The following is a 25,809-nucleotide window of genomic DNA, read 5'->3' on the forward strand; positions in this document are numbered from 1 at the left end:
CCGCCCTTCTGTCGTCAGGCCGAGGCCGGATTGCGAACGGTCAGCACCTGCAGATCCAGCTCGTCAAGATGCGCCAGCACGCGGTCGAAACGGAAGGGCGGCGGCTCGACGGGGAAGGTGGTCATCTCGGTCGGGTCACCCACATAGCGGAAGAAGGGTTCAAAGACCGGCGGCACCAGCCAGCCCAAGAAGCGCGTATAGGGCGTGTCGAGACGGTAGGAATGCACCGTGCCTGCCGGCACCTGCATGTAGTCGCCCGGATTGAGATGGATCTCCTCGCCATTCACCCACATTGTCATCTGGCCGTCGACGCAGAAGAAATTCTCGGCGTGATGTTCGTGATAGTGCCACGGGATGGCGGGGCCTGTCGGGCCTTCGGTCATCACGGTGATGAAGCGCTCCTGACTGGTGGCTCGGGTCTGCAGGAAGGTAAACAGCTGGTCTGCGGCGACCAGATGCTCGCCTTCGCCCGCGCGCAGCACATAGGGGCTATAGCCCTCGGGGATCTCTGTCGCCTCGACCAGAACCGGAGTTTGCGCAGGGACGGGGCCGCGGAAGCTGACATCAGCGGCGTTCGAGGCCGCGTCCATCTGTGCCTCGCCGAGGGGGGCGCAGGGTGTCTCGGGGTGGACAGGGCGCGGGAACACGGTGCCGAGCGCCTCCCACATGCCACCGAGCTTCGCCCCGATCGCCCATGTCAGAATGCGCGCACGGTGGCTTTTCATCCGGTGACCATGCAGGGTGCCTGCGGGCACGAACGCGTAATCGCCCGCCGTCATCAGATGCAGCCTGTCATCCAGCCACAATTCTACACGGCCATCGAGGATATAGATCGCCTCATCGGTCTCGGCATGGGTATGCAGCGGCAGTTCGGCATCCATCCCGCCGCTGAGGATCGTGGCGCTATAGGCCTGCGCGGTATCTTCCGGGCGCGCGATCAGCGTGGCTACCAGCCCGCCCATCAGGTAATGTGGCCCCTGACCATCGCGCATCGCATAAAGCACCGGCGCACCGGGGAGGGTGCCATCGGCACGAAGACGGGGCAACTGGCCCAGAGGCGTGCGTGGCCCGCCCTGTTTCGCCGCCGGAGGGGAATTCTTGTCAAGCATATGAAGTCCTTTCAGTCTATGTGGTCTGGTCTGGTCTGGTCAGGGCTTGGGCGCCAGGTTCATCGCTGTCAGCACATCCAGAAGTTCGGTGGCCGGATCAGTTCCGATGGTGGTCTGCGCATCGATCAGCTGCATCTGCGGATGGTCGGTTTTATAGGCAGGCCAGCGGCTGGCCGGAGATCCGTCCCGTGCGAACGCCACCCAGTCATCGGCCATCTCGGCCGAGATCCGACCCGAGGGGCCATCCTGCCTGATATGGCCGAACGCATAGGGGATCTCGGCGGTATGGATTGCGCCCGGGGTCTCCTTGCGCGCCTCTGGCGGCACCCAGCCGAAGCGATAGGCATATACCTCGGCACGCGCCGCCTGCGTCCGTGCGATCTGACGGCTGCCGATGCCCGCAAACCATTCGCTGGCAATCTGCTCGCGCGCGGCATCTTCGGACTGCGTGCCATAGCCGTAACAGGCGGCTTTGGCCGCTTCATAACGGTCCTGTCCCAACTCCTGCGGGAGATCTTGCCAGTAACGCGGTCCGAAAAAGCCTGCTTCCGCCGTGTTCCAGCCGATCAGGAGCGGCACGGGGGCAGCATGGGCGAACCCGTCCGTCAGGGAGTGCTCTACCGTAATCCCGTCGGCAAAGGGCATGGTATGGGCGGGCGGCAGCTGCACCTTCAGCAGATCGGCCACAGGGAGCGCGCGCAGATCATCGGCGCTACAGTCGCGATCAAGCCCGCAATCTTGCGCGAAATCCTGCCCGATATCTTCCGCCTCATCGCGCATGACGGTCGGCACGGCCAGGCCGCCCGATTGCATGATCGCGCGGTGGATGAGCCCTTTGGTCTTTGCGCTCGCCAGCAGATAACCTACCGAGACGGCGCCTGCGGATTCCCCGAACAGCGTCACATTATCCGGATTGCCCCCGAAGGCCGCGATATTGTCGCGCACCCATTCGAGCGCCGCGATCTGGTCCATCAGCCCGAAATTGCCGCCACTGCCGGTGCCTTCGCCCAAAGCCGGATGCGCGAATGTCCCCAAGATCCCCAGCCGGTAATTGATGGTCACCACAACGGCGCCGCGCGGTGCGAGATCCTGCCCGTGGTATAGTGCCAGCGAGCCCGCGCCGAAGCGGAAGCTGCCGCCATGCAGCCAGACCATCACCGGCAGATCCTTCGCGCCTTCCGGCGCCCAGATGTTGAGCGTCAGGCAGTCCTCGTCCTGTGTGACCTTTGCCAGTGATTTCTCGGGCTCTTTGCGGGCTTCCTGCTGGGGGCAGACCGCGCCGAAACGGGTCGCATCGCGCAGGCCGTCCCAGGCGATCACCGGCTGCGGCGCGTGCCAACGACGCTCGCCCGAGGGCGGCGCGGCATAGGGGATGCCACGGAAAATGTTCAGTCCGTTCTTCCGCTCGCCCCTGATCTGGCCGCCGGTGACCGCGGCCATAGGGGGGGCATTGGCCGGAGCCGCGCTGGCGGCACCTGCCGCGGCGAAGGTGGCGGCGGTGCCGCTCCAGAGAAATGTGCGACGATGCATGGGGCCTCTCTACGATACTTCCGTTGGCAGTTGATCTAGGAGGCTTCTCTTGATAAATAAAATAGATGTATTTGATGGATAAGATCATCCAACATGATAAACATGCTCGAACCCCGCCAGCTGCGGTATTTTGTGACCCTTGCAGAGGAGCTGCATTACGGTCGCGCGGCGGATAAGCTGAACATCGTCCAGCCCGCGCTGAGCATGCAGATCAAGGCATTGGAGGAGGATCTGGGGCATGCGCTCTTCGACCGCTCCGGCAGGCCAATTGCCCTCACACAGGCCGGACAGGCCTTGTTGCCCGAAGCGCGCGCGATCCTGAGCCAGTGCGAGACCGCGCGCGAAGTTGTGCGCCGTGCGGGCGACGGGCTGACGGGCACGATCCGGTTGGGGGTTTCGGCCTCGGCGATCATTTCGGGGTTGATGGCGCGGGCCATCCTGCATCACCGCAAGGCGTGGCCGGGGGTGCAGGTCAAACCGGTAGAGCTGCATCCGGCGGGACAGGTCGTGGCGCTTGCCGAGGGGCAGGTAGAGGCCTGCCTTGGCCCTGCGACATTGGGCTTGGGACAGGATCGCGCCTTCCAGAGCGATCTTTTGGTGAGCTTTCCCTATCAGGTGGCACTGGCGGCGGACCATCCGCTGGCGGACCGGCCGGCGATCGGAACCGAGGACCTGCGGATGGAGACCTTTATCGGCCTGTCGGGCGCGGAGGATCAGGGGGGGATGGAAGCCACCCGCGCGGCGCTCGCATTCGAGCCCTATCACGGTATGAAGGCAGCAAGCCCGCTGTCGATGCTGGCGCTGGTCGAGGCGGGGCTGGGGATCGCGATCGTCTCGGGGGCGCTGCGCCCGATAATCGGGGCGGGGCTCCGTCTGTTGCCGCTCAGCGATGCGCGTCACCGGATGGATGTCTCGTTCATTCGTCGTGCCTCCCGCACCGATCCGCTGCTCGAAGCTTTTGCCGCAAGCGCGCGGCATGCCGCAGACGAGATCGGCCAGAGCCTGTTCTGAAGGTCTGGGGCTTTCCCAAGGCGGAGAATTTCCGCGCAGGGCCCGTATGGACCTGCCCGTTATTCGGGCAATACTCGCCTCCCCCATGTGTTTGTCCGGACAGGCCTTGCCTCGGGCCGAGCTTCGCCCTGAGGCTGGAGGTCTATAATAATGACAAACGACTGGAAAACTCATGACCTCCCAAACGTCGCCCGTGCTCTCGGTGCGCGGGCTTTCGGTGGCCTTGCCCAAGGCGCTTGATCGCCGCTTTGCCGTGGAAAATATCAGTTTCGATCTCCAGCAGGGCGAGATCCTGTGCATCATCGGCGAGTCCGGCTCGGGCAAATCGGTGACAGCCAGCACCGTGATGGGGCTTTTGCCCGATGTGATGAAGGTTGCGGCAGGCGAGATCACCTTCCGTGGCAAGAACCTGCTGGCCCAGCCCGAATCCGAGTTCCGCAAGCTGCGCGGGCGCGCCGTCTCGATGATCTTCCAGGATCCGCTCTCGGCGCTCAATCCGCTGATGACCATCGGCGACCAGATCCGCGAAGTCCTTGATACCCACCGGATCGGCGATAAGGCGAGCCGTGCGAAAAAGGTGGTCGAGATGCTGACCGAAGTCGGTCTGCCCGACCCCGAACTGATCCAGCATCAATACCCGTTCCGGCTTTCGGGCGGGCAGCGCCAGCGGGTGATGATCGCCATGGCCCTGGCGCTCGATCCCGATATCCTGATTGCGGACGAGCCCACCACCGCGCTGGATGTGACCACACAGGCGCAGATCCTTGATCTGATACGCAAGGTGCAGCGGCGCAAGAATATGTCCGTGATGTTCATTACCCATGATTTCGGCGTGGTGGCCGATATCGCGGACCGTGTGATTGTGATGGAAAAGGGCCATCTGGTGGAACAGGGCGATGCGAAGGCGGTGCTGGAGACGCCCGCCCATCCCTATACCAAGAAGCTGATCGCCGCCGTTCCGACCCTGCGCGAGGCCGACCGCGACCGCGACACCACCCGCTCCGTGGTGATGGAAGTGAAGAACCTGCAAAAGACATATCGCACACGCTCGGGGTTCCTGGGCAAGATGCGCGAGGTCCATGCGGTCAATGACATCAGCTTCACCCTGCGCAAGGGCGAGACGCTGGGGATCGTGGGCGAGAGCGGGTCGGGGAAATCCTCGATGGGCAAGGTGCTGATGAAGCTGATCGGGGCCGATGGTGGCCAGATCCGGTTCCGCGGCGAGGATACGCTCGCCCTGAGCGAGGAAGCCTTCCGACCGCTGCGCGCCCGTATCCAGATGATTTTCCAGGATCCTTATGCCTCGCTTAACCCGCGCTTCACCGTGGGCCAGGCGATGTGTGTGGGGCCGGTGGCGCACCGGTTGCTGACGCAGGCCGATGCGCGCAAGAAGGCCGAGCGTCTTCTGCATACGGTCGGGCTCGATGCGCAGGCCTTTGACCGCTATCCGCACGAGTTCTCGGGCGGTCAGCGTCAGCGGGTCGGTATCGCGCGGGCGCTGATGTTCGATCCCGATGTGATCGTGGCAGACGAGGCGGTCTCGGCGCTGGATGTGTCCATTCAGGCGCAGGTGCTCGAACTGCTGAACCGGCTACAGCAGGAAAGCAAGCTGGCGATGGTCTTCATCACCCATGACCTGCGTGTGGCCAGCCAGATCTGCGACGATATTCTGGTGATGCATCGCGGAAAAATGGTGGAATATGGCCCGCCCTCGCAGATCTTCCGCAATCCGAGCCATGACTATACCCGTAATCTGGTCTCGGCGATTCCGGGGCTTGCGGCGTCGGAGGCGGCTTGAGGGAAGGCGGTGCACTGCACCGCCTTTTCCATTCCGGTTCGCCGGATGCATCGGATCCATGCATCATTCATGGCTGTCGCGGGTCGGGATGCATGAAATCCGTGCAGTAGTTGTAAAGTGCAACCATTATTGTTGTGTTTTACAACTTTCCCCTTGCCGGATGGTCCTTATGACGGAACCATGATGGAAGACCCCGAAAGGAACGACATGGCGGATTTCCTTCCACAGCATGACGATGATGATCCGCCGATGGTGATCGGTGGCCACCGGATCGATATCCTCGAGGGAACCCTAAGCTGGTATATCCGCTCGATCGATTCCCTTGTGTCACGCGATCTCGATAGACGCATGGCGCATCTGGAGATCGCCAAAGGCAAGGGCAAGATCACGGCGCTTTTGCTGGTTGACGATTATCCGGGCATCCGCCCCTCCGAGATTGCCGAGGTGCTGATGCGCGACCGTCCGGCAACAGGGCGCATCCTCGACCGGATGGTGGAACAGGGCGTGATCCGGCGCGAGCCTTCGCCTGATGACCAGCGCGCGCAGTCGCTCTTTATCACCGAAAAGGGCCATGCGCTGTCTCTGGAGGTGCGCGAGATCATCCGCAAACAGGAGGCCGAGTTCTTCCAGATGATCCCCGCGCCCGAACGCGATGCCTTCAAGCGCATGCTGAAAAGTGCCTATATCAATCTGAGGAAAGCCGCCCATGAGTGACCCGCGCTGTGTAATGATTTCAGGGGCCAATCGCGGTATCGGGGCAGTGCTGGCCAAGCGTCTCTTTGATGCGGGCTGGTGCCTGAGCCTCGGGATGCGCAGCCCTGCCATGCCCGATTGGGCCGATGCGGCGCGCGTTCAGGTCTGCGCCTATGATGCAACCGATCCGGCCTCGGCACAGGTTTGGGCGGATGCGGTGATGGCGCGCTTTGGCCGGATCGACGCGGTGGTGGCCAATGCGGGCATCGCCAATCCGCAGGATGTGGTGAACATTTCCGATGACGAGATGAACGCGCTCCTGCAGGTCAATGTGATGGGCCCGCAACGTTTGGCGAAGGCCGCGTGGGACGGGCTGAAGGTCTCGGGGCAGGGACGGGTGATCCTGCTGGGGTCGCTGTCGGGCAAGCGGGTGAAATCGGCGCGCTCCGGCCCCTATTCGGTATCGAAATTCGCCGCTGTGGGGCTTGCGCATGCGCTGCGTCACGCAGGGTTCGACGAGGGCATCCGCGCCACGGCCGTCTGTCCCGGATTTGTGGCAACCGATATGGCGCAAAGCCTGACCGATCGGGACACAGCCACCATGACCCAGCCCGAGGATCTTGCGCAGGTCATTGAAATGCTGATCAACCTTCCCAATACGGCGAGTGTCGCCGAATTCCATGTGAATTGTCAGCTCGAGGAGAGCTTCTGATGCCCGGTCCCTTTGTCGTTCCCGTTCATGGTGATGTGGATCTGCCCGAGAAGGTGGATGTGGTGGTGATCGGGGGCGGCATCATCGGCACCTCGACGGCGCTGGAGCTGGTCGAGCGGGGCCTGAAGGTTGCGCTCTGCGAGAAGGGCGGCATTGGGCACGAGCAATCGAGCCGCAACTGGGGCTGGGTGCGGATTACGCGACGCGACCCGCGTGAGGTTCCGCTGATGGCCGAGGCGCTGCGCATCTGGGACGGGATGGCCGAACGCACAGGCCGCGATATGGGGTTCAAGCGGTCGGGCATCGCCTTTGCTTGCGCCGATGACAAAGCCTATGCCGAGCACGAGAAATGGCTTGAAAACCTTCGCGATTACCAGATCGACAGCCGGATGATCTCGGCGGATGAATTCGCCCAGCTCAATCCGGGGTGCAAGATGAAGGTGACGGGCGCGTTATTCACCGCAGCCGATGCCCGCGCCGAACCGCAAAAGGCCGCCCCCGCCATTGCCGAGGCCGCCCGCGATAAGGGCGCATATATCCTGACCGAATGCGCCGTGCGCGGGATCGAGACCTCGGGCGGCTATGTCTCGGGGGTGGTGACCGAGCGCGGCCCCATCGCCTGCGAGCAGGTAGTGCTGGCCGGTGGCGCATGGTCGAGCCTGTTTGCCCGCAATAACGGGCTGCGCCTGCCGCAGCTCAAGGTGAAGAACTCGGTCATCCGCACCAAGCCCCTCGAAAGTGGCCCCGAAATGGCGATTTGGTCGGAAGGCTTCTCGATCCGCAAGCGTCAAGATGGCGGCTATACGATTGCCGACGGCTTCCGCAATATCGTGGATATCGTGCCCGACAGCTTCCGCTATATGAAGGATTTCCTGCCCGCGCTTGGTGCCGAGTGGAAGGCGCTGATGCTGCGCTTTGGCGGGCGCTTCTATGACGAGGCCCGCATCCCCAATCGCTGGCGGCTGGATGAGGCAAGCCCATTTGAGTATAACCGCGTCCTCGACCCCAAGCCCGCCTTCAATCTGCAAGATCAGGCCCTTGCCAATCTGCGCGAGGCGTTTCCGGTGTTCAATGACGCCCAGATCGCCCAGCGATGGGCAGGCGCCATCGACGTGACGCCCGACGCCATTCCGGTGATCTCGCCCATCGACCAGATCCCCGGTTTCCATATCGCCACCGGTTTTTCCGGCCATGGCTTCGGCATCGGCCCCGGTGCGGGCCGACTGATGGCCGATCTGGTCACTGGCCGCACGCCGGTGGTCGACCCCAAAGCCTTCCGTTTCAACCGCTTTAGTGATGGCACCAAGATAGAGATTATCAGCGGTTTCTGACCCGTCAGGGGGCGGCCCATCGCCCCCTGACCTCCACCCCAAGCGGGAACAACCCGCACTCTCGACAGACAGACCTCTCCCCGCAAGCTCCCCGTTTTGCGGACCTGAGAAGATTTGCCTGACACCAACAACAGGGAATGTAAGATGACACAAGATCACAAGACCACATTCACCCGCCGCCAGAGCCTGATGATGATGGGGGCGGCCGGATCGCTGGGCCTGATGGGGCCGAGCCTTCTGCGCAAGGACGCCGCTTTTGCGGCCGGTGCGTCGCCCGAGGGGCAGCTGGTGCTAGCGTTTTCGCAAGAGCCCACCGTGTTCAACCCGTTGATGCCGCATATCGAGGTGGATGAGGGTGTCTATTACGCCATTTTCGACACGCTCTTCGATTTCGACCCCGAGGGGCAGTTGTTCCCGATCCTTGCCGCCGAAGTGCCCACCGTGGCCAATGGCGGTATCTCGGAAGACGGTCTGAGCTGGAAGGTCAAACTCAAGGACGGGGTCAAATGGCATGATGGCACGCCCTTCACCGCCGAGGACGTGAAATTCAGCCTCGAACTGACCGTGAACCCCGATTTCCGGTCCTTCCGCTCGACCGGCTATAAGTTCATGCGCGACATCACCGTGGTCTCGCCCACCGAGATCACCTGGACCATGTCCGAACCCTTCGCGCCGCTCGCGGGTGTTCTGGCCTCGACCTATATGATCCCCAAAGCCGCCTTTGACGGTCAGGCCGATCTCAACAATACCCCCTTCATGAACAGCCCTATCGGCACCGGCCCCTATAAGTGGAAGACCCGTATGGCGGGCGACCATATCGAACTGGCGGCCAATACCGATTACCATATGGATGGCCCGCATCTCGAGACGCTGATCATCAAATATGTGCCTGATCTCAATGTGATGTATACCCAGTTCAAATCGGGCGACATTGATGTGGTGGGGCTGCAATATATCTCGCCCGATCATCTGGCCGAGGCCGAGAAGCTGCCGGGCAAAGTGGTCAAGGTGGCAGGCACCGCGACCTTCGAGAGCTTCGCGTTGAACATGCAGCGCCCGCAATTCAAGGATCTGGCCGTGCGTCAGGCGCTTTATGCGGCCATCGACAAGAGCTCGATCATCGACGCGCTCTATTACGGTGTGCCGACGCCCACCGAGACCTATATGCCGCAGCAGAGCTTCTACTACAACCCCGATCTGCCCAAGCACGAGTTCTCTATCGAGGCGGCCAACAAGCTGCTGGATGATGCGGGCTGGACCAAGAATGGCGACGGTATCCGCGAGAAGGATGGCGTGACGCTGTCCTTCACCAACTCGACCACGGCCGGCAACCACCTGCGCGAGCAGGCACAGCAGTTCATCCAGCAGACCTTCAAGGAAATCGGCGTGGATATGCAGATCAAGAACCTGCCGCCTGCGGTGATGTGGGGCGATTACTGGATGAATTCCGAGTTCGACTCCGTGGTGGTTGGGCTCAACTGCCTGGCCGGTGCCGATCCCGATACCTCGGATTACTTCATGTCCACGATGTCGCCCGCTTTGGGGGGCTCGGGGCAGAACACCTTCGCTTATCAGAGCGAGAAGGTGGACGAGCTGTTGAAGGCCGGTGCGCAGAGCTTTGTGCCCGAGGACCGCAAGAAGATCTATCAGGAACAGCAGGCCGTCATGCGCCATGATCTGCCCTTCCTGCCAATGTTCCAATATGCCGTTGTCAAAGGCTGGAAAGACGATGTGGCGGGCCCCACGCCCAATGTGAACAACCGCATCGATACTTGGAATGTCCGCGACTGGTCGCGCACCTGATCCCCCTGACCGGAGGCGCCTGCCTCCGGCACCTGTCCCATCGCCCGAGGGCGGTGGGGCCTTTTCCGAGTTTTTCCCAAAGCCCCAACCGAAAGGCACGACATGCTGCGCTACATCCTGTCCCGCCTCGGACAAAGCCTGATCCTTCTCGTGATCGTCTCCTGTATCGGGTTCTGCGTGCTGTCGCTGGCACCCGGAGGGCCGCTCTCGCAATTCGCCCTCAGTCCCGGCATGACGCAGGAACAGCTTGCCAAGATCGCCGAGCAGATGGGGCTGAACCGCCCGCTGCCGGTGCAATATATCGACTGGCTGAGCCATCTGTTTGTAGGCGACTGGGGCCAGAGCTACCGCGATGGCCAGCCCGTTCTGGCCGTCATCGGCAGCCATCTTTTCGCGACGCTTTTGCTGATGGGCACCTCGACCGTTCTGTCCGTCACCATCGGCTCGGCCATCGGGATATTCTCCGCGCTCAAACGCGGTAGCGGTTTTGACTACACGATGACGGTCTTTGCCATGGTCGCGCTCTCGATCCCGACCTTCTGGTTCGGCTTGGTGGCGATCTATGTGTTCTCGCTGCATCTGGGCTGGCTGCCTGCGGGCAATATGTATTCGGTGGGTGACGGGTCGGTGCTCGATTACCTGCGCCATCTGATCCTTCCTGCCATGGTGCTGGCGCTGGTCGATGTGGCGATCTGGTCGCGTTATATGCGAACCTCGACGCTGAATGTCATCAAACAGGATTTCGTGCGCACCGCCCGTGCCAAAGGGCTGACCTCGCGCCGTGTGCTCTTCAAACATATCGTGGGTAATTCGCTGGTGCCGATGATCACTTTAGCGGGTCTACAGCTACCCATGGTGCTGGGTGGTGCGCTGGTGACCGAGACTGTCTTCACTTGGCCCGGCATGGGGCGTCTGTTCCTCGATAGCTTGGGCTATAACGACTATCCCGTGGTGATGGGGCTCTTGATGGCCTCGGCCATTCTGGTTCTGGTGGGCAATCTGGCCGCCGATCTCATCGTTGCGCTGATCGACCCGCGCATCCGTCTGGACTGAGGAGACCTGCCCATGACCACCACCACAACCGATCTCGCGCCGCGTGCCAAGTTTTTCCAGTCGCGTGCCCTGCGCCGCTTCGCCTCGCATAAACTGGCCCTTCTGGGCCTCTTCATGGTGCTGGCGCTGACGGCGGCCTGTTTCATCGGGCCGCATCTTCTGCCCTATGACGAGCTGTATATCGACCTGCGCGCGCGCTTTGCGCCCCCCGGCACCGGCGCGCATATCTTCGGGACGGACCCGCTGGGCCGCGATATTGCCGCACGGCTCTTCCATGCGGGGCAGGTGTCCATGGCCATCGGCTTTGCGGTGATGATCATCGCCACCGCCATCGGCTCGGTCATCGGCGTGCTTTCGGGCTATTATGGCGGAAAGGTTTCCGCCGTGCTGATGCGGATCGTTGATGCGTTCCTGTCCTTCCCCTCCGTCTTCCTGCTGCTGGCGCTGGCGGCCTTCATCCAGCCCGGCCCCGTGATGATCGCGCTGATCATTGCCGCGACCAGCTGGATGGAAGTGGCCCGTATCGTCGAGGCCGAGGTAAAATCGCTGAAAGGGCAGGATTTCGTGCAGGCTGCCCAGATGCTGGGGCTCTCGGGGCGCTGGATCATGTTCCGCGAGCTTCTCCCCAATGCCATCGGCCCGATCATCGTGGCCGCGACGCTCACTGTCGCCCGCGCGATCCTGCTTGAGGCCTATATCTCCTTCCTTGGCTACGGCATCCAGCCGCCGCTTCCCAGCTGGGGCAATATGCTCAACGGGGCGCAGCAATATCTCGATAGCGCGCCTTGGCTTGCCATTGTGCCAGGCGTGGCGATCACCATCGCCGTGGCGGGGTTCAACTTCATAGGTGACGGTCTGCGCGACGCATTTGATAGCCGCACCGATCTGTAAGGAGTTTCCGATGACCCGCCGCTTTTCCCCCTTCGAGGATACGCTCTGGTATGCCACGGCCACGCCCGCACCGCAGACGCGGCCTTTGCAAGGCGATGTGCAGGCCGATGTCTGTGTCATAGGGGCGGGCTATTCCGGCCTGACCACCGCGCTGGAACTGGCCAAGCAGGGCGTCAAGGTTGCCGTGATCGAGCGCGCCCAGATTGGCTTTGGCGGCTCGGGGCGCAATGCGGGCCATTGCACCCCGACCTTCACCCATTATGCGCTGCCTGATCTGCGGCGCGTTCTGGGCGCGCCTTGGGCCGAGCGGCTGATCCACCGCCAGACCCGCGCCAATGATCGCGTGGGCGCGATGATCCGTGATTACGGGATCGAGTGCGAATGGGAGCAGAACGGCTATGTACAGGGCGCGCTATTCCCCAGTCATATCAAGGTGATGGAAAAACGCGCCGCCGAGTATAACGCGGTGGGTGCGCGCACGCGGATGCTGGACCGCACGGAAGTTGCGGCCATCACCGGATCGCCGCGTTTCATGGGCGGGTGGTATCATGAGGAGGCGGGCGGGCTGAACGCGCTTGGCTATGCGCGGGGGCTGGCGCGGGCCGTGCTGCAGGAAGGCGGGCAGATTTTTACCGAGAGCCTCGTGACGGGAGCGGCCCGCGAGGGCGGCAAATGGGCTGTAACCACGCCGCAAGGTAAGGTGCTGGCCGAGAAGGTGATCTATACCACCGGCGCCTATACGGTGGCAGGCTGGCCGCAGCTCGACCAGACCTTCCGCATCCTGCGGGTGTTTGTAGCGGCGACCCAACCCCTGTCGCCCGAGACGCAGGCGCATCTTTTGCCCAAGCGCACCACCATTCAGGACGGGCGCGGCGATATCTATGTCTATAAATACAATGCCCAGAACCGCATCGTCGCCTCGATGTTCCCGATGCTCCGGCGCGGCTATGACCGCAGTTTGACGGCCAAGATCATGACCGACCGCCTCAAATGGTTGCATCCCGAAATCCGCGAGGAGATCCGTTGGGATTTCCTCTGGACGGGCGAATTGGACATGCAGCGCCACACCGTGCCGCGGCTCTACCAGTTGGCCCCCGGAGTGGTGGCGATGACGGGCCTTTCGGGGCGCGGCGTGCCCACCGGCTCGATGCTGGGCGGTATCCTGTCCGATTGGGCGATGGGCGTGGCGGATGCCGATCTAGACCTCAAACTCGAACCGCTCTCCGCGCAGCCGCGCTATATGGACGTAGCGCCGAAAATGGCGCTTCTTGGCTACCGGCTGCGCGATAATTTCAAGGCTTTGCGGCAGGGTGCGCCCCTGCCGCCTCACGCATAAGGCGGGACAGTCCCGCCGATTTAGGAGAAGACCCATGCCAGGACCGAAGCTAGACCCGGTCGAAAGCGATGCCGCCCTGCCTCGGGCGGTGGATGTAGTGATTATCGGCGGCGGGATCGCAGGCACCTGCGCGGCGCTGGAACTGGTGGATCGCGGGCTGAAGGTCGCGATCTGCGAGAAGGGCCAGATCGGGGCCGAGCAATCGAGCCGTAACTGGGGCTGGGTGCGCCTGACCCATCGCGACCCGCGCGAGATGCCGCTGATGGTGGAAGCCGTGCGCATGTGGGAAGGCCTCAACGAGCGCGTGGAAGCCGAGACCGGCTACCGGCAATCGGGCGTGACCTATACCTGCACCAGCGACGACATGATGGAGGAGGAGCGGCAATGGGTCGATCTGCTGCAAAGCTACCAGATCCCCGCCAAGATGCTGAACCGCGACGAGGCGCTGGCCCATTATCCGGGGATTGATCTGCCGATCAAGGGCGCGATCCATAACCCGATGGACGGGCGCGCCGAACCGCAGAAAGCCGCGCCTGCCGTGGCCCGTGCGGTGCAGGCACGCGGCGGCACGGTGCATCAGAATACCGCTGTGCGGATGATCGATGTGGAGGGTGGCAAGGTCACCGGCGTCATCACCGAACATGGGCGCATCGCCTGTTCGCAGGTGCTCTTGGCGGGAGGTATCTGGTCGCGGCTCATGCTCGATAATATGGGCATCTACCTGCCGCAGCTGCGCACCAAGAACACCGTGTTGCGGACCTCGGCGCTGGAGGGCGGGCCGGAAGGCACGATCAAGTTCAAGGAATTCGCCATGCGCAAGCGGCTGGATGGCGGCTACACGATCGCCTCCTCGGCCAATAGCCGCTACGAGATCACACCCGACAGTTTCCGCCTGTTTGGTGCCTTTCTTCCCGCACTGAAAAACGAATGGAGGGGCCTGCGCTTCGGCTTCGGTTCGGCCTTTGTGGACGGGCTGAAGACCAAGCGTAAATGGTCTGCCAATGATGTGACGCCTTTCGAGGAGACCCGCATCATGGACCCGCAGCCCGAGACGAGCTTTATCGAGAAGGTCTATCATCAGGTCGCAGCCCGCTGGCCCGCGATGAAGGGGCTGAAGATCGAGCAACGCTGGGCAGGGATCATCGATGTGCTGCCCGATGTGATCCCCGTGATTTCCGATACCGAGAGCGTGAAGAACGGAGTGAAGGGGCTCTATGTCTCGACCGGTTTCTCGGGGCACGGGTTCGGGCTGGGTCCGGGGGCGGGGCGGCTGGCCGCAGATCTGATGACGGGCCATGCGCCGATCGTGGACCCAACCCCTTTCCGGCTCTCGCGCTTCTCGGATGGATCGAAGATCGCCCCCATGAGCGGTATTACCCGGAGATGAAAAAGGGGGCCTTTGGCCCCCTTTTTCCTTGGTGATGCGCGTTTCAGCGATGCACCGTATGGTCGGAGGCTTTCCAGTCGTCCCAGCCGGGCTGGCCGTCCATGAAGGCCTCGATCTCGCGCGCATTCGCCTCGAGTTTCGGGTCGTGGAGCAGATAGTGGCGCGTCTCGCGGGCGATCAGCCCCGACAAGATCAGGAGGCCGATCAGGTTCGGGATCGCCATCAGACCGTTCATCACATCCGAGAAGTTCCACACCACGCCCAGCTGCATCGTGCAGCCGATATAGACGATGGCGGCAAAGAACACGCGGAACGGCATCACGAGACCGCGCCCGAAGAGCCGCTCGATGTTGCGCTCGCCATAATAGGCCCAGCCGAGGATCGTCGAATAGGCAAAGAGCACGAGACCAATGGTCACGATCCAGTCACCCCAGGCGCCCGGCAGACCATAGGAGAAGGCGCGCGCCGTCATGATGGCGGCCGAAATCTGGCTGCCCGTTTCGGGATCGATCTGGTTCCAGACGCCGGTCGTGACGATCACGAGGCCGGTGCAGGTGACCACGATGATCGTGTCGATGAAGGTCTGGGTCATCGAGACCAGCCCCTGACGGACAGGGTGGCTGGTCTTGGCCGAGGCTGCGGCAATGGCTGCAGAGCCCATGCCGGATTCGTTCGAGAAGATCCCGCGCGCCACACCGAACTGAACCGCGATCATGATGGTCGAGCCCAAAAATCCGCCCGAGGCCGCCGTGCCGGTGAAGGCATCCGAGAAGATCTCGCCCAGTGCCGCAGGAATGGCGGTGAGATTGGCCAGCAGGATATAGAGCGCGCCCAGCACATAGAACACGATCATAGCCGGCACCAAGCCTGCGGTGACCCGCCCGATGGATTTGATCCCGCCCACCAGCACGATCAGCGTCAGGATCGCCAGAATGCCGCCCGAGACGGCAGCCGGCACATGGAAGCTCTGTTCAAGATTGGAGGCGATCGAATTGCCCTGCGTCATGTTGCCGATGCCGAAGCTTGCGCAGATGGCGAAGATCGAGAAGGCGATGGCGAGGAATTTGCCGAACCCGTTCGGGATGCCGCGCTCGAGATAGTATTGCGGCCCGCCCGATTTCTCGCCCGCCGCGTCGGTCACACGGAAGCGCACCCCGCAGAAGGCCTCGGAATATTTCGACGCCATCCCCAGAAGCGCCGTCACCCACATCCAGAACAGCGCGCCCGGCCCGCCGACGCTGATGGCGGTGGCCACCCCCACGATATTGCCGGTGCCGACGGTCGCGGCCATCGCGGTGGTCAGCGCCTGGAATTGCGAGATATCGCCCTCGGCCCCGTCATCATGGCGCCGCCACAGGCCAAGGCGCAGGGCAGCCCCCAGACGCAGGAATTGCAGCGCACCCAAACGCAGGGTCAGGTAGATACCGGTGCCCAGCAGAAGGGGGATCAGTAGGTAGGGGCCCCAGACGATCCCCCCCACGGTTCCGAGGAAACTTTCAAATGTGTCCGCTGTCATGACCTGTCTCTTTTCAATACTCTTTGCCGCAAATCGGAGGGGGATAACGGGAATGTCAAGCAAGGCGCGTAGGGATATTTTGATCGGGTGATCGAAAAACACCCGCAATTCGGGGCTATTGCGTAAAATATTTGCGTAAAATGCATGGCGGATATGCGCATAAACCCTAGCCAAGGGGAGCGTCATGTATCGCGGAAGGGCCGCACCAGCGGGGTCATTCTTTCCTTTCTGCCGTTCAGTTGTGCGATGTGACTACATATTGAGCGGATTTCTTCTAGACTAAAGACCTTCCTCAGCCGGTCACCTGTGATAGAAATGGCCCCCTTGCTGCCAAATGCGCCGGTCCATCCCGCGCCGGATTGCCAAAGATGGCGAAACTGGGCAAAATCGTGGCAAGATTAAGGCAGACATCTTAGATCCGGTATAAGGGCGCGGCATGTATCGCGCCCGGCGGACCAGAGGGCAGGGCAGTGGTTTTACGGTTCATAAACGCCATATTACGGGCGCTCATGTTGGCAGCAATCATCTGTAGTCCGGCGGTCTTCCTGCCCGGAACAGGGGCCGACACGATGCAGATAGTCGGCCTCGTCGCGCTGGCCTGTGCCGCGCTGACCGTGTTCGAATACAGCTCCGTCTATCCCTCCCTTGTCGAATTCCGGGATGCCGCGCCCTATAACCGTATCCGGTTTCTGTTGCTGGCCACGCTGGTGCTGAGCCTCTCGCTTGCCGCGATCGCCCCCTTCGAGCCGACGGTTCTCAATCGGCTGCTGGTCGCGCTGGGACAGGCCATCGCAGGGGAGCTCGACTTCTCCTATAGCCCGCTCCATCTGATGATGCAGTCGCTTCCGGCCCATGCCGCGCCGGAGACACAGCGGCTTGTGGGCGCGCTTGCCGGTCTGGCATTGGGGATCAGCCTGATCGGTGTGGCCATTTTCCTGCTCGTTTTTCGGGTTATGGGCTGGCCGGGCGGACAGGAACGTTTCAATATATGGATCAATCTGCCGACCTTCGATCCGACGATGGGCGGTGACGTTGTGGAGCGCCTACGCCGCGATGCGTGGGTGAATACGAGTCTCGGTCTGGTTTGTCCTTTCCTCATGCCGGTTGCGCTGAAACTCGTCTCGATCGCCTTCCCGTCGATGATGCCCGCGAGCCAGCATGCCCTGATCTGGGTCGTTACAGCATGGGCTTTCCTGCCTGCACTTCTTGTCATGCGCGGTGTCGCTCTGGGCCGCGTCTCCGCTCTGATCGCACAGCGCCGCCGGTCGGCGCGCGCGGCAGGCGAAGAGGACGGGCAGTATCAAACAGCCTGATCCTGTTTCTGGCATGGCTGCTATGTGCTGCGGGGGCTGCGGGCGCGCAAGACTTGCGGCTGGCGATCTGGGGGCCGGAACTGGGCGGCGAAGGGCCGGGGCTACTCTATCGTGATGTTCTGTCGGGCAAGGATGCCCGGATCGACGCGAGCCTTGCGCAGATAGTCCAGCTCGCGCCCGATGTCCTGTTGCTCATCGGCGTGGATTGGGACGGGCAGCAGGCTGCGGCACATGCCCTGCGCGAGGCGCTGGCCGCGCGTGATGCGCACTATCCCTATCTCGTCCACCGGCAGCCCAATAGCGGCCTGCCCTCCGGCGAGGATCTGGACGGGAACGGGGTGTATGGCGAGGCCCGCGATGCGCAGGGCTATGGCCGGTTTACGGGTGCGGGCGGGGTGCTCCTGCTCTCCAAGCTGCCGGTGATCGCGGTCGAGGATCTGTCGGCGATGCTCTGGCGCGATCTGGCCGGAGGGCTGGCAGATGGCGCGGAGCTCTCGCCCGGGGCGCTGGCCGTCCAGCGTCTGTCCTCGAGCGTGCACTGGATCGTCCGGCTGGAGGGGCTCGAGCTGTTGATCTGGTCGGCCACGCCGCCGATCTTTGACGGCCCCGAGGACCGTAACGGTCGGCGCAACCATGACGAGACCGCATTCTGGCTGCCCTATCTCGCAACCCTTCCCGCAGATCCGCCACTGGTTATGCTGGGCCGTGCCAATCTTGATCCGGCGCAGAAAGAGGGGCGCAAGGCCGCACTCGAGACGCTTCTGTCCTCACCGCGGCTGCAGGACCCATTGCCCGATCTCCCCACAGCCGATCTCGGCGGAAAACACCTGCGGCTGGATTATATCCTGCCGGACCATCTGCTGGAGGTCACCGGCGCGGGCGTGCTGCCCGCAACCGAAGGCGCGCGTTACAGGATGGTCTGGGTCGACATCGCCTGGCCATGTGCCTGCAGCCGTGGCGACTGAGCGGCGGCGCGCCCCTCTGGCTTGACCTTCATGCCGCGCATATAGAGATGCTCGAAGGCGATCCGCTCCAGCGATTTCGTCTCGTAATCGGGGAAAAGCATGCGGAAGGGACCTTCGTCGATGATCTGGTCGGCCTGATACATGTAGCGTGTCGGGGCGATCCGGCGGCCTGCAGTGCCAAAGCCCTTGCGCCACCACGGATAGGCGGTCAGCCGCACCTTGCGATCCAGCTGCGCCGACAAGCTCTCGGCCAGCTGGCGCGGCGAGAAGCGCGTGCCGGGGAAGGGGATATCGAGAAAGCCGCCGCCCATATCTGCGGTCTCGGCCAGCGCCACCGTGACGCGGGTCAGATCCTCCAGATCGGCGTGGATGTGCATTTTCTCGGCGGGACCGAGGGCTGCAATCTCGTGTTTGGCCAGCCGGTTGAGGATCACGGAATTCATCACCGTAGACTGTGCGCCCGGCATGATGAAATCGCCGGCCCGCAGCATCACCATGCTGTGGCTGCTATCGGCAGCCTCCCGATAGCGCTTCTCGGCCTCCGAGCGTGCCTTGGCGCGGCGGGTCACCGGCGCATGTGGGCAATCGGGACCCCATGCGCTGCCGCTTCGCCCATAGACCTGGAAATTACCGGGGACCATCACCGCAGCGCCTGAATTCTGCGCCGCCGCAATCACTTTCTTGGTCAGCTCGGGCAGCTCGCGCTCCAGATCTGTGGTCTGGTCCGGGTTCGCTGCATTCAGGATCCAGCGCGCGCCACGCGCTGCAATCGAGATGTCCGAGCCGCGTTGGTAACGGTCGACATCCCATCCGGCGGCGCGAAAGGCACGGGCGGCAGCAGCTCCGAAAAGCCCCTCCATCCCGAGAATCAGGATTCTTCGAGTCATGCGTTATGTCCGTTCTGCTCTTTTGCGCTATCATGCAGAAACGGGCGGGATTCCGCGAGGCGCGGATTCTCACGACTGCGAAACATTGCCTATGACGCTGCGTCAATGGGCGGGTCGCCGAAAGTTTCAACAGCAGTCTGCGCAATTTTTAGAAAGCCTGCTTGCATCTTCTTTTGCGTTCAGAACTTGACCCCGCCACGGGCATTGGCTACGCCCTCGCGCAACCTTGTCTTATTGGCCAGTTGGGCCGTTACATGCGGGAGGAATTACCATGGCAAACCCTTCGATCCTCATTCTTGCGGGCGACGGTATCGGCCCCGAGGTCATGACCGAGGTCAAGAAAGTCATCAATTGGTTCGGCGCCAAGCGCGATGTGGCCTTCGATGTCTCCGAGGATCTCGTCGGCGGCGCGGCCTATGACGTGCATGGCGTGCCGCTGTCGGATGCGACGATGGCCAAGGCGCAAGAGGTGGACGCGGTCTTGCTGGGCGCCGTGGGTGGCCCGAAATACGACGTGCTCGATTTCTCGGTCAAGCCGGAGCGTGGTCTTCTGCGCCTGCGTAAGGAAATGGACCTTTATTCCAATCTGCGTCCGGCCCAGTGCTTCGACGCGCTGGCCGATTTCTCGTCACTGAAAAAAGACGTGGTTGCGGGCCTCGATATCATGATCGTGCGCGAGCTGACCTCGGGCATCTATTTCGGCGAGCCGCGCGGCATTATCACCGAGAACAACGAGCGGGTGGGCATCAACACCCAGCGTTACACCGAGAGCGAGATCGAGCGCGTGGCCCGTTCGGCCTTCGAGCTGGCCCGCCGCCGTGGCAACAAGGTCTGCTCGATGGAGAAGGCCAATGTGATGGAATCGGGCATCCTGTGGCGCGAAGTCGTGCAGCGCGTGCATGACGAAGACTATGCCGATGTCGAGCTGAGCCACATGTATGCCGATGCCGGCGCCATGCAGCTCTGCCGTTGGCCCAAGCAGTTCGACGTGATCGTGACCGATAACCTCTTCGGCGATCTGTTGTCGGATGCGGCCGCGATGCTGACCGGCTCGCTTGGCATGCTGCCTTCGGCCTCGCTCGGTGCGCCGATGGCGAATGGCCGCCCGAAAGCGATGTACGAGCCCGTGCATGGCTCGGCCCCCGATATCGCGGGTCAGGGCAAGGCGAACCCGATCGCCTGTATCCTCAGCTTCTCGATGGCGCTGCGTTACAGCTTCGATCTGGGCGCGGAAGCCGACCGTCTGGAAGCCGCTGTGGAAAAAGTCCTTGCCGATGGCGTGCGCACCGCAGACCTTCTGGGCCCCGAAGGCGGCTCGCCGGTCTCGACCGCCGAAATGGGCGACGCGATCATCGCAGCCCTCGACGCGGCGCTCTGAGCGCAGAGTGCGGGGGCGATACGCGCCCGCACCGGTATCCGAAAGGCCGGGACTTTATGTCCCGGCCTTTTTCATGGCCAGTGCAGAAGACACGCATGGGAAAGGGGCCGGTCCAGTGGACCGACCCCTTTGGTCTTTCCCGTCCCGCCTGTCAGAAGCGTTTGGTCAGCGAGACATTGAAGGTCCGCGGTGCGCCACGGAAATTGAACACCGTTGTGCTGCCCACGCGCGAATAATAGTCCTTGTCGAAGACGTTATCGACGCCCATGCGCAGGGTCAGGTCATTGTCGAACCGTTTCACCGCCATCAGATCGACCACGCCATAGCCCGGTGCCTCGATACCCTTGGAGGAGAATCCCGACATCATGGTCAGCCGCCCGCCAAGGCTCCAGTCCCGCAGCGCGCCTTCGGTGATGTCATACATCGCCTGCAGCTTGAGCATGTTCTTGGGCGTATAGGTGGAAAATGCCTCGCCCTCGGAGCTGCCATTGAGATATTCGGTATAGGTGTAGGTGTAACCGGCCGAGAGATGCAGGTTCTCCCGCAGCTCGCCCGCAACGGTCAGTTCGATCCCTTGCGATTGCACCTCTTCCTGCGCAACGTAGTAATCGGTCCCCGTCACGGCCACGGGGCGGTTGTCCTCGCGCAGGTTGAAATAGGCCGCCGTCACATCCAGCGTGCCGGCCACGCGGGCTTTTACACCCAGCTCGTATTGCCGGCCCTCGACCGGGTCCAGAAGATCGCCCGAACTGTCCAGATCGGATTGAGGGATGAAGATCTCGGAATAGCTGGCGTAGAGCGCTGCATCGGGCGTGATGTCGTAGGTGGCACCGGCAAAGGGCGTGACATGGGCATCCACGTCATAATCCTCATGGGCCACGGCACCGCTCGAAAGGGTCGTCGTATCGACCGTGCCCTCATACCAGCTGAGCCGCGCGCCGCCGATCAGGGTCAGCCGGTCAACGGGTTTCAGGCGGAGTTGCGAATAGATCCCCGTCGAGGTCGTATCGCTGTCCTCGCGGGTCGAATAGGCCGCATCGGGTCTGGCCACGGATGACGCGTCGAAATCATTCAGGTTCCAGCTGCCCGCGATCTTGCCGCGCGCGGTATAGGTGGTCGAGGTCACCTTCTGCCAGTCGGCCCCGATGATCGCATTGCCCTCCATCTGGCCCAGCGTGAAGGGCAAATCGGCATGGAGATCGAGCGCTGTGCTGTCCTGACTGAAATCGCGGCCCAGATAGGCGATGGAAGAGATATTGTTCTCGGCATCGGCGGTCGATCCGGCATAGCCATAGAGGAAATCCGCATCCTGCCACGATTTGCGCAGCGAGAATTTCACCCGCCCGCCATTATCGAATGTATGGGTGGCCGCGAGCACCGCATCGGTGGTGGTATTATCGAAATCGTTCCAGTCAGGCACAACGCCCGCGCCTGCATCGGTCCAGATCAGCGATCCGTCCTCATAGGTGGGCAGGCCGTTGAAGGGCGCGATATCGCGCTCCATATGGCTGAGCGAGAAGGTCAGCTGTGTGTCGGGGTCCACATCCCATGCCAGCGTGCCATAATAGCTCTGCACTCCGTTCGAGCCATTGTCGATGAACGTGTCGCCATCGCCATAGGCCGCCACGAACCGTCCGCGCAGCGTGCCGTCGGCATTGAGCTTGTTGGAAACATCCAGCTCGCCACGATACTGGCCATTGCTATCGGTCGATCCCTCCACATAGCCGGTAAACTCGGTGGCGGTGGCCTGTTTGAGGCGCATATTGACCGAGCCCGCCGGTTCGCCCGTCGAGATGAACAGGCCCGCGGGGCCCTTGAGCACCTCCACATGGTCCACGATCGAAAGATCGGGCTGTGTGCCATAGATCGAGCTGACGGGGGCAGGCAGACCGTCAAAATAGAGATAGTCGAACTCGTAGCCCCGCGAATAGATCGACGAGCGTCCCGCATCATTGTTGAGCACCATGATGCCCGGCACATCGGCCATCGCCTCGTCGAGCGTGTTATACCCGCCGTCCTCGATCTGTTTATGGGTCACGACAGAGGTCGATTGCGGCACCTCGCGCGGGCTGATCGCGGCTTTCTCGCCGACCGAGATGAGGTCGGTAGCATAGCTCTGTGCGCCTTCCGTCTCGTAGCTCGAGCCCTCGACGGTGATCGGGTCGAGGTCGACCACATCCTGCGCCATGACAGGCAGCGCGGTCATGGCAGCAAGGGCCGTGGAGGCGAGAAGGCCGGATCTGAGAGGGGCGGGTCTGACAAAGGCGGGGCGGGGCGCGGACATCGGGCAATCCTTGAATAACCGAGTATTTCACTCGACTAATAGAGCGCAATGACGCACAAAGACAGCAGGCGGGCTTTGCGATACCGCCAATCGGCTCTTCCAGAGCGTCAAAATCGGGAGACTTCCATGACCGAGATCACATTGGATGACATTGCTGCGGGTCTACGCAGCGACCGTGAGGGCTTTGGCGCGAATCTGCCCGCTACGCAGGTGGTTCTGCGGGGCGGGCGCGGGCGGCGCGATCTGCCTTCGGGGATACAGCTGCAGCTGCAGGATACCGTGATCGCGCGGGATCTTGTGACCTATGTTACCCGCCAACCCGGCGTGATGGTGCATCTCGTGCTCGAAGGACGGGTCGAGGGCATGTTGGGGCAGGAGGCGTTGAGCATCGGTCCACAGGACGGGCAGGGCGCCGAGCTGCATCTGAGCGCTCTGGGTGTCCCGATGGCCTTCCGGCGCAAGGTGAGGGCGGGTCAGGTGGTGCGTAAGCTGGCGCTTCTGGTGTCATGGGAGTGGCTCGCGGCGCGCGGCTTTGCGCAGCTCTTGATCCTCAACGGTCAGCCTCATCGTCAGGCCGTGCGGCCCGCTCTGGCCGAGGATATCCTTGCTGTCCGCGCCCTTCTGGCCTGTCCGCCACAGGATCTGCAGGGGCCTGCGCTCCTGGAGGCCGAGAGGCTGGCCCATAGCCTTTTGGTGCAGGGCCTCGCGGGGGTGCGGGATGCAGTTGCGAGGCTCAGCCCTGTCGAGGAGGCGCGTCTTGCGCGGGTCGAGCGGATGGCGCAGGCGGCCGGACCGCTGCCCGCGCTCGGGGCATTGGCCGAAGAGGGAGGTGTGAGCGTCTCGACCCTGCGCAGGCTGTTCCGCCGTCGCTATGGCCTCACCGTCCATGACCGTCTGCGCCAGATCCGGCTGGAGGCTGCGGCACAGGCGTTGCGGCAGGGGCACTCTGTCGCGCAGGCGGCAGGGCGTGCGGGCTATGCCAGCCCCACGGCCTTTGCTACGGCCTTCCGCAGGCAGTTCGGGCAGAGCCCCTCGGACTATCGTTGAGGCCCCTACCAGAATGCGATCAGGATCGCGGCCATACAGAGCACCAGAGCAACGGCCCAGAGCCGCACATCCATCAGCCCAATTCGGCTGCCGCGGAATTCGGTAACAAGGTCGGAGGGTGTCCAGATCAGATGGTCGTCGGGAGCCGCATGCCGTGGCAGGATAGTGGCCGAGAGCCCCAGATGCAGCAGGCAGGAGGCAATCGTCATCAGCGCCACCGTGATCGTGTAGTGCAGCGGCCAGAGCCCGACCTGCCCGAGCACGAAGAGGATGATCCCAAGGAGATGCATCGAGACCAGCGTGACAAGCGCTGATGTCTTGCCCACCCGCGAGGACACCGCCCCGAGGAAGAATACGGCCACCACTGGCGGCACGAGGATGGAGAACGCCTGCTGGAGATAGGACCAGATCCCGTCCGCATACTGGATCAGCGGCGCCACCAGCACGGCGATCAGCATGAAGAGCACCGTGCACAGGCTGCCATATCTGCGCGCGGCCTCGGGCGCGACCGCGCGATCGGGGCGGGTGAGGAAATCATGCACGACAAGCGTGGAGGAGCTGTTGAGCGTGGAATCCACCGTCGACATGATCGCGGCCACCAGCCCCGCCAGCACCAGCCCCGTCAGTCCGGGTGGTAGGATCTGGGTGATCATCGTCGGGAAGACCATATCCTGCGTCGGCAGATCGGGCAGAAGCGGCACCGCCATCGCCCCCGGCAGGACCATGATGAAGAGCGGTACGCATTTGAGGATGCCGCCGAAAAGCGCACCGCGCTGCGCATCGGGCAGGCTGCGCGCGCCCAGCACCCGCTGAACCACATACTGGTTGGTCACCCAGTACCAGAAGCCCAGCATCCACACCCCCAGAAACAGCCCCGGCCATGGCAGTCCGGGATCGTCGATCGGCTTGACGATATCGAGATGTCCTTCGGGCAACGCCTCGCGCACGCGGTCCCACGAGAAATCGAGCGATTGGAACATCAGGAAGGCGACGATCGAACATCCCACCAGCAGGATCACCGCCTGGATCACATCGGTATAGACCACCGCCTTCAGCCCGCCTGTGGCGGCATAGCCGCCCGCGAAGGCCCCGATGGCGATACAGCTGAGCCAGAGCGGCAGATCGGGGAAGAAGGTGGTCAGCACCACGCCCCCCGCATAGAGCCCGCCCGCTGTCTCGACCACCACGGTGAAGAAAATGGTCAGCGCCGAGAAATAGAGCCGCACCTTGCGCGAATAGCGCTGATCCAGCCATTCGGGCGTCGTCGTGACCTTTGCCTTGAGATAAAGCGGCGCGAAAATGAGCGCGAGAAAGATCAACGGGATCCCCGACATCCACTCGAAGGCCGAGCTGGCGATGCCGGTCGCATAGGCCGAGCCCGTCAGCCCGATGATCGTTGTGGTCGAGATATTGGAAGCGAAAAGCGACAGGCCGATTGCCCCCCATGCCAGCGACCGCCCGCCCAGAAAGAGGTCATCGCCGGTCTTGGTTCGCATCGAGACCCATATCCCGATCGCCAGCACCACGACGAGATAGGCGATGATCACGGCAATATCCAATGTGGTGATATGGGTCTGGACGGATTCCATGTGACGGGTTCCTTTTTGCTGGATGCGGCGGGCGGATCGCCCGTCGCGGGCCTTGCGCAGCGGCTGGATGCGGCAGGCCCCTTACCCTTTCGCAAGATGGCAACAGGGCAGTGCGGGAAACGGGTTCCGGAGGCGCAAATATGGATGGCTGCCGCCCCCGAAATTATCGAGCGGGT

General features: G+C 62.7%; 20 protein-coding genes. 14 read left to right on the forward strand and 6 right to left on the reverse strand.

The features are described from left to right. Positions 1-14 precede the first annotated feature (14 nt). A complete protein-coding gene (locus tag WDB91_RS17440) occupies positions 15-1,109 on the reverse strand; it encodes a quercetin 2,3-dioxygenase (protein ID WP_339115420.1) in 1,095 nt (364 codons plus the stop codon). 39 nt (positions 1,110-1,148) lie between these two features. Beyond that, positions 1,149-2,639 (reverse strand): carboxylesterase family protein, encoded by a 1,491-nt coding sequence (locus WDB91_RS17445; protein ID WP_339115421.1) that lies wholly within the window; start codon positions 2,637-2,639, stop codon positions 1,149-1,151. Between the two features lie 102 nt (positions 2,640-2,741). On the opposite strand from WDB91_RS17445, the gene WDB91_RS17450 reads away from it, so the two are divergent. The 10 genes from WDB91_RS17450 (at position 2,742) to WDB91_RS17495 (ending at position 14,654) form a co-directional block, all read left to right on the forward strand. Continuing rightward, positions 2,742-3,650, forward strand: a complete 909-nt coding sequence (locus WDB91_RS17450; RefSeq protein WP_339115422.1) for a LysR substrate-binding domain-containing protein — start codon at positions 2,742-2,744, stop codon at positions 3,648-3,650. A 172-nt stretch (positions 3,651-3,822) separates the two neighbouring features. Next, positions 3,823-5,448, forward strand: coding sequence for an ABC transporter ATP-binding protein (locus WDB91_RS17455; protein ID WP_339115423.1), 1,626 nt, complete (start codon positions 3,823-3,825; stop codon positions 5,446-5,448). A gap of 207 nt (positions 5,449-5,655) precedes the next feature. Continuing rightward, positions 5,656-6,162 carry a MarR family transcriptional regulator gene (locus WDB91_RS17460; RefSeq protein ID WP_339115424.1) on the forward strand — a complete coding sequence of 169 codons (507 nt, stop codon included), beginning with the start codon at positions 5,656-5,658 and terminating at the stop codon, positions 6,160-6,162. After that, positions 6,155-6,853 (forward strand): SDR family NAD(P)-dependent oxidoreductase, encoded by a 699-nt coding sequence (locus WDB91_RS17465; RefSeq protein WP_339115425.1) that lies wholly within the window; start codon positions 6,155-6,157, stop codon positions 6,851-6,853. Before WDB91_RS17460 ends, WDB91_RS17465 begins: the two co-directional genes overlap by 8 nt. After that, positions 6,853-8,184, forward strand: a complete 1,332-nt coding sequence (locus WDB91_RS17470; RefSeq protein ID WP_339115426.1) for an FAD-binding oxidoreductase — start codon at positions 6,853-6,855, stop codon at positions 8,182-8,184. Before WDB91_RS17465 ends, WDB91_RS17470 begins: the two co-directional genes overlap by 1 nt. A 144-nt stretch (positions 8,185-8,328) precedes the next feature. After that, positions 8,329-9,987, forward strand: a complete 1,659-nt coding sequence (locus tag WDB91_RS17475; protein WP_339115427.1) for a peptide ABC transporter substrate-binding protein — start codon at positions 8,329-8,331, stop codon at positions 9,985-9,987. A gap of 102 nt (positions 9,988-10,089) precedes the next feature. Next, positions 10,090-11,040, forward strand: coding sequence for an ABC transporter permease (locus WDB91_RS17480; protein ID WP_339115428.1), 951 nt, complete (start codon positions 10,090-10,092; stop codon positions 11,038-11,040). 12 nt (positions 11,041-11,052) lie between these two features. Continuing rightward, entirely contained in the window at positions 11,053-11,931 is an 879-nt protein-coding gene (locus WDB91_RS17485; RefSeq protein ID WP_339115429.1) for an ABC transporter permease, read from the forward strand. A gap of 10 nt (positions 11,932-11,941) precedes the next feature. Then, complete coding sequence (locus WDB91_RS17490; RefSeq protein ID WP_339115430.1) at positions 11,942-13,267, forward strand: FAD-binding oxidoreductase; 1,326 nt, start codon at positions 11,942-11,944, stop codon at positions 13,265-13,267. A 34-nt stretch (positions 13,268-13,301) separates the two neighbouring features. Continuing rightward, positions 13,302-14,654, forward strand: a complete 1,353-nt coding sequence (locus WDB91_RS17495; protein WP_339115431.1) for an FAD-binding oxidoreductase — start codon at positions 13,302-13,304, stop codon at positions 14,652-14,654. 43 nt (positions 14,655-14,697) lie between these two features. On the opposite strand, the gene WDB91_RS17500 is transcribed toward WDB91_RS17495, so the two are convergent. Then, the gene (locus WDB91_RS17500) at positions 14,698-16,170 is read right to left on the reverse strand and encodes a sodium:alanine symporter family protein (protein WP_339115432.1); all 1,473 of its coding nucleotides are present in this window, start codon (positions 16,168-16,170) and stop codon (positions 14,698-14,700) included. Between the two features lie 509 nt (positions 16,171-16,679). Between WDB91_RS17500 and WDB91_RS17505 the strand changes: the two genes are divergently transcribed. Then, a complete protein-coding gene (locus WDB91_RS17505) occupies positions 16,680-17,483 on the forward strand; it encodes a hypothetical protein (RefSeq protein ID WP_339115433.1) in 804 nt (267 codons plus the stop codon). A 53-nt stretch (positions 17,484-17,536) separates the two neighbouring features. Continuing rightward, the gene (locus WDB91_RS17510) at positions 17,537-18,448 is read left to right on the forward strand and encodes an endonuclease/exonuclease/phosphatase family protein (protein WP_339115434.1); all 912 of its coding nucleotides are present in this window, start codon (positions 17,537-17,539) and stop codon (positions 18,446-18,448) included. Here WDB91_RS17510 and WDB91_RS17515 read toward each other — a convergent pair. Continuing rightward, positions 18,391-19,335, reverse strand: a complete 945-nt coding sequence (locus WDB91_RS17515) for a hypothetical protein (RefSeq protein WP_339115435.1) — start codon at positions 19,333-19,335, stop codon at positions 18,391-18,393. The two genes, WDB91_RS17510 and WDB91_RS17515, sit on opposite strands and share 58 nt — an antisense overlap. 271 nt (positions 19,336-19,606) lie before the next feature. Here WDB91_RS17515 and leuB point away from each other — a divergent pair, with 271 nt between their 5' ends. Continuing rightward, positions 19,607-20,713 carry a 3-isopropylmalate dehydrogenase gene (gene leuB, locus WDB91_RS17520; RefSeq protein ID WP_339115436.1) on the forward strand — a complete coding sequence of 369 codons (1,107 nt, stop codon included), beginning with the start codon at positions 19,607-19,609 and terminating at the stop codon, positions 20,711-20,713. Between the two features lie 151 nt (positions 20,714-20,864). Here the strand turns inward: leuB and WDB91_RS17525 are convergent, their stop codons facing one another. After that, positions 20,865-22,997 (reverse strand): TonB-dependent siderophore receptor, encoded by a 2,133-nt coding sequence (locus WDB91_RS17525; RefSeq protein ID WP_339115437.1) that lies wholly within the window; start codon positions 22,995-22,997, stop codon positions 20,865-20,867. A 126-nt stretch (positions 22,998-23,123) separates the two neighbouring features. Here WDB91_RS17525 and WDB91_RS17530 point away from each other — a divergent pair, with 126 nt between their 5' ends. Further along, the gene (locus tag WDB91_RS17530) at positions 23,124-24,044 is read left to right on the forward strand and encodes a helix-turn-helix transcriptional regulator (protein WP_339115438.1); all 921 of its coding nucleotides are present in this window, start codon (positions 23,124-23,126) and stop codon (positions 24,042-24,044) included. 5 nt (positions 24,045-24,049) lie between these two features. Here the strand turns inward: WDB91_RS17530 and WDB91_RS17535 are convergent, their stop codons facing one another. Next, a complete protein-coding gene (locus tag WDB91_RS17535) occupies positions 24,050-25,633 on the reverse strand; it encodes a sodium/solute symporter (RefSeq protein ID WP_339115439.1) in 1,584 nt (527 codons plus the stop codon). Positions 25,634-25,809 lie beyond the last annotated feature (176 nt).

It is taken from the genome of Thioclava sp. GXIMD2076 (assembly GCF_037949795.1).
Taxonomy (GTDB): Bacteria; Pseudomonadota; Alphaproteobacteria; order Rhodobacterales; family Rhodobacteraceae; genus Thioclava; species Thioclava kandeliae.

Bases quoted from the DNA above. Each gene is read 5' to 3' on its own strand.
- WDB91_RS17440 (WP_339115420.1), bottom strand. From the start codon at position 1,109: ATGCTTGACAAGAATTCCCCTCCGGCGGCGAAACAGGGCGGGCCACGC.
- WDB91_RS17445 (WP_339115421.1), bottom strand. From the start codon at position 2,639: ATGCATCGTCGCACATTTCTCTGGAGCGGCACCGCCGCCACCTTCGCC.
- WDB91_RS17450 (WP_339115422.1), top strand. From the start codon at position 2,742: ATGCTCGAACCCCGCCAGCTGCGGTATTTTGTGACCCTTGCAGAGGAG.
- WDB91_RS17455 (WP_339115423.1), top strand. From the start codon at position 3,823: ATGACCTCCCAAACGTCGCCCGTGCTCTCGGTGCGCGGGCTTTCGGTG.
- WDB91_RS17460 (WP_339115424.1), top strand. From the start codon at position 5,656: ATGGCGGATTTCCTTCCACAGCATGACGATGATGATCCGCCGATGGTG.
- WDB91_RS17465 (WP_339115425.1), top strand. From the start codon at position 6,155: ATGAGTGACCCGCGCTGTGTAATGATTTCAGGGGCCAATCGCGGTATC.
- WDB91_RS17470 (WP_339115426.1), top strand. From the start codon at position 6,853: ATGCCCGGTCCCTTTGTCGTTCCCGTTCATGGTGATGTGGATCTGCCC.
- WDB91_RS17475 (WP_339115427.1), top strand. From the start codon at position 8,329: ATGACACAAGATCACAAGACCACATTCACCCGCCGCCAGAGCCTGATG.
- WDB91_RS17480 (WP_339115428.1), top strand. From the start codon at position 10,090: ATGCTGCGCTACATCCTGTCCCGCCTCGGACAAAGCCTGATCCTTCTC.
- WDB91_RS17485 (WP_339115429.1), top strand. From the start codon at position 11,053: ATGACCACCACCACAACCGATCTCGCGCCGCGTGCCAAGTTTTTCCAG.
- WDB91_RS17490 (WP_339115430.1), top strand. From the start codon at position 11,942: ATGACCCGCCGCTTTTCCCCCTTCGAGGATACGCTCTGGTATGCCACG.
- WDB91_RS17495 (WP_339115431.1), top strand. From the start codon at position 13,302: ATGCCAGGACCGAAGCTAGACCCGGTCGAAAGCGATGCCGCCCTGCCT.
- WDB91_RS17500 (WP_339115432.1), bottom strand. From the start codon at position 16,170: ATGACAGCGGACACATTTGAAAGTTTCCTCGGAACCGTGGGGGGGATC.
- WDB91_RS17505 (WP_339115433.1), top strand. From the start codon at position 16,680: ATGTTGGCAGCAATCATCTGTAGTCCGGCGGTCTTCCTGCCCGGAACA.
- WDB91_RS17515 (WP_339115435.1), bottom strand. From the start codon at position 19,335: ATGACTCGAAGAATCCTGATTCTCGGGATGGAGGGGCTTTTCGGAGCT.
- leuB (WP_339115436.1), top strand. From the start codon at position 19,607: ATGGCAAACCCTTCGATCCTCATTCTTGCGGGCGACGGTATCGGCCCC.
- WDB91_RS17525 (WP_339115437.1), bottom strand. From the start codon at position 22,997: ATGTCCGCGCCCCGCCCCGCCTTTGTCAGACCCGCCCCTCTCAGATCC.
- WDB91_RS17530 (WP_339115438.1), top strand. From the start codon at position 23,124: ATGACCGAGATCACATTGGATGACATTGCTGCGGGTCTACGCAGCGAC.
- WDB91_RS17535 (WP_339115439.1), bottom strand. From the start codon at position 25,633: ATGGAATCCGTCCAGACCCATATCACCACATTGGATATTGCCGTGATC.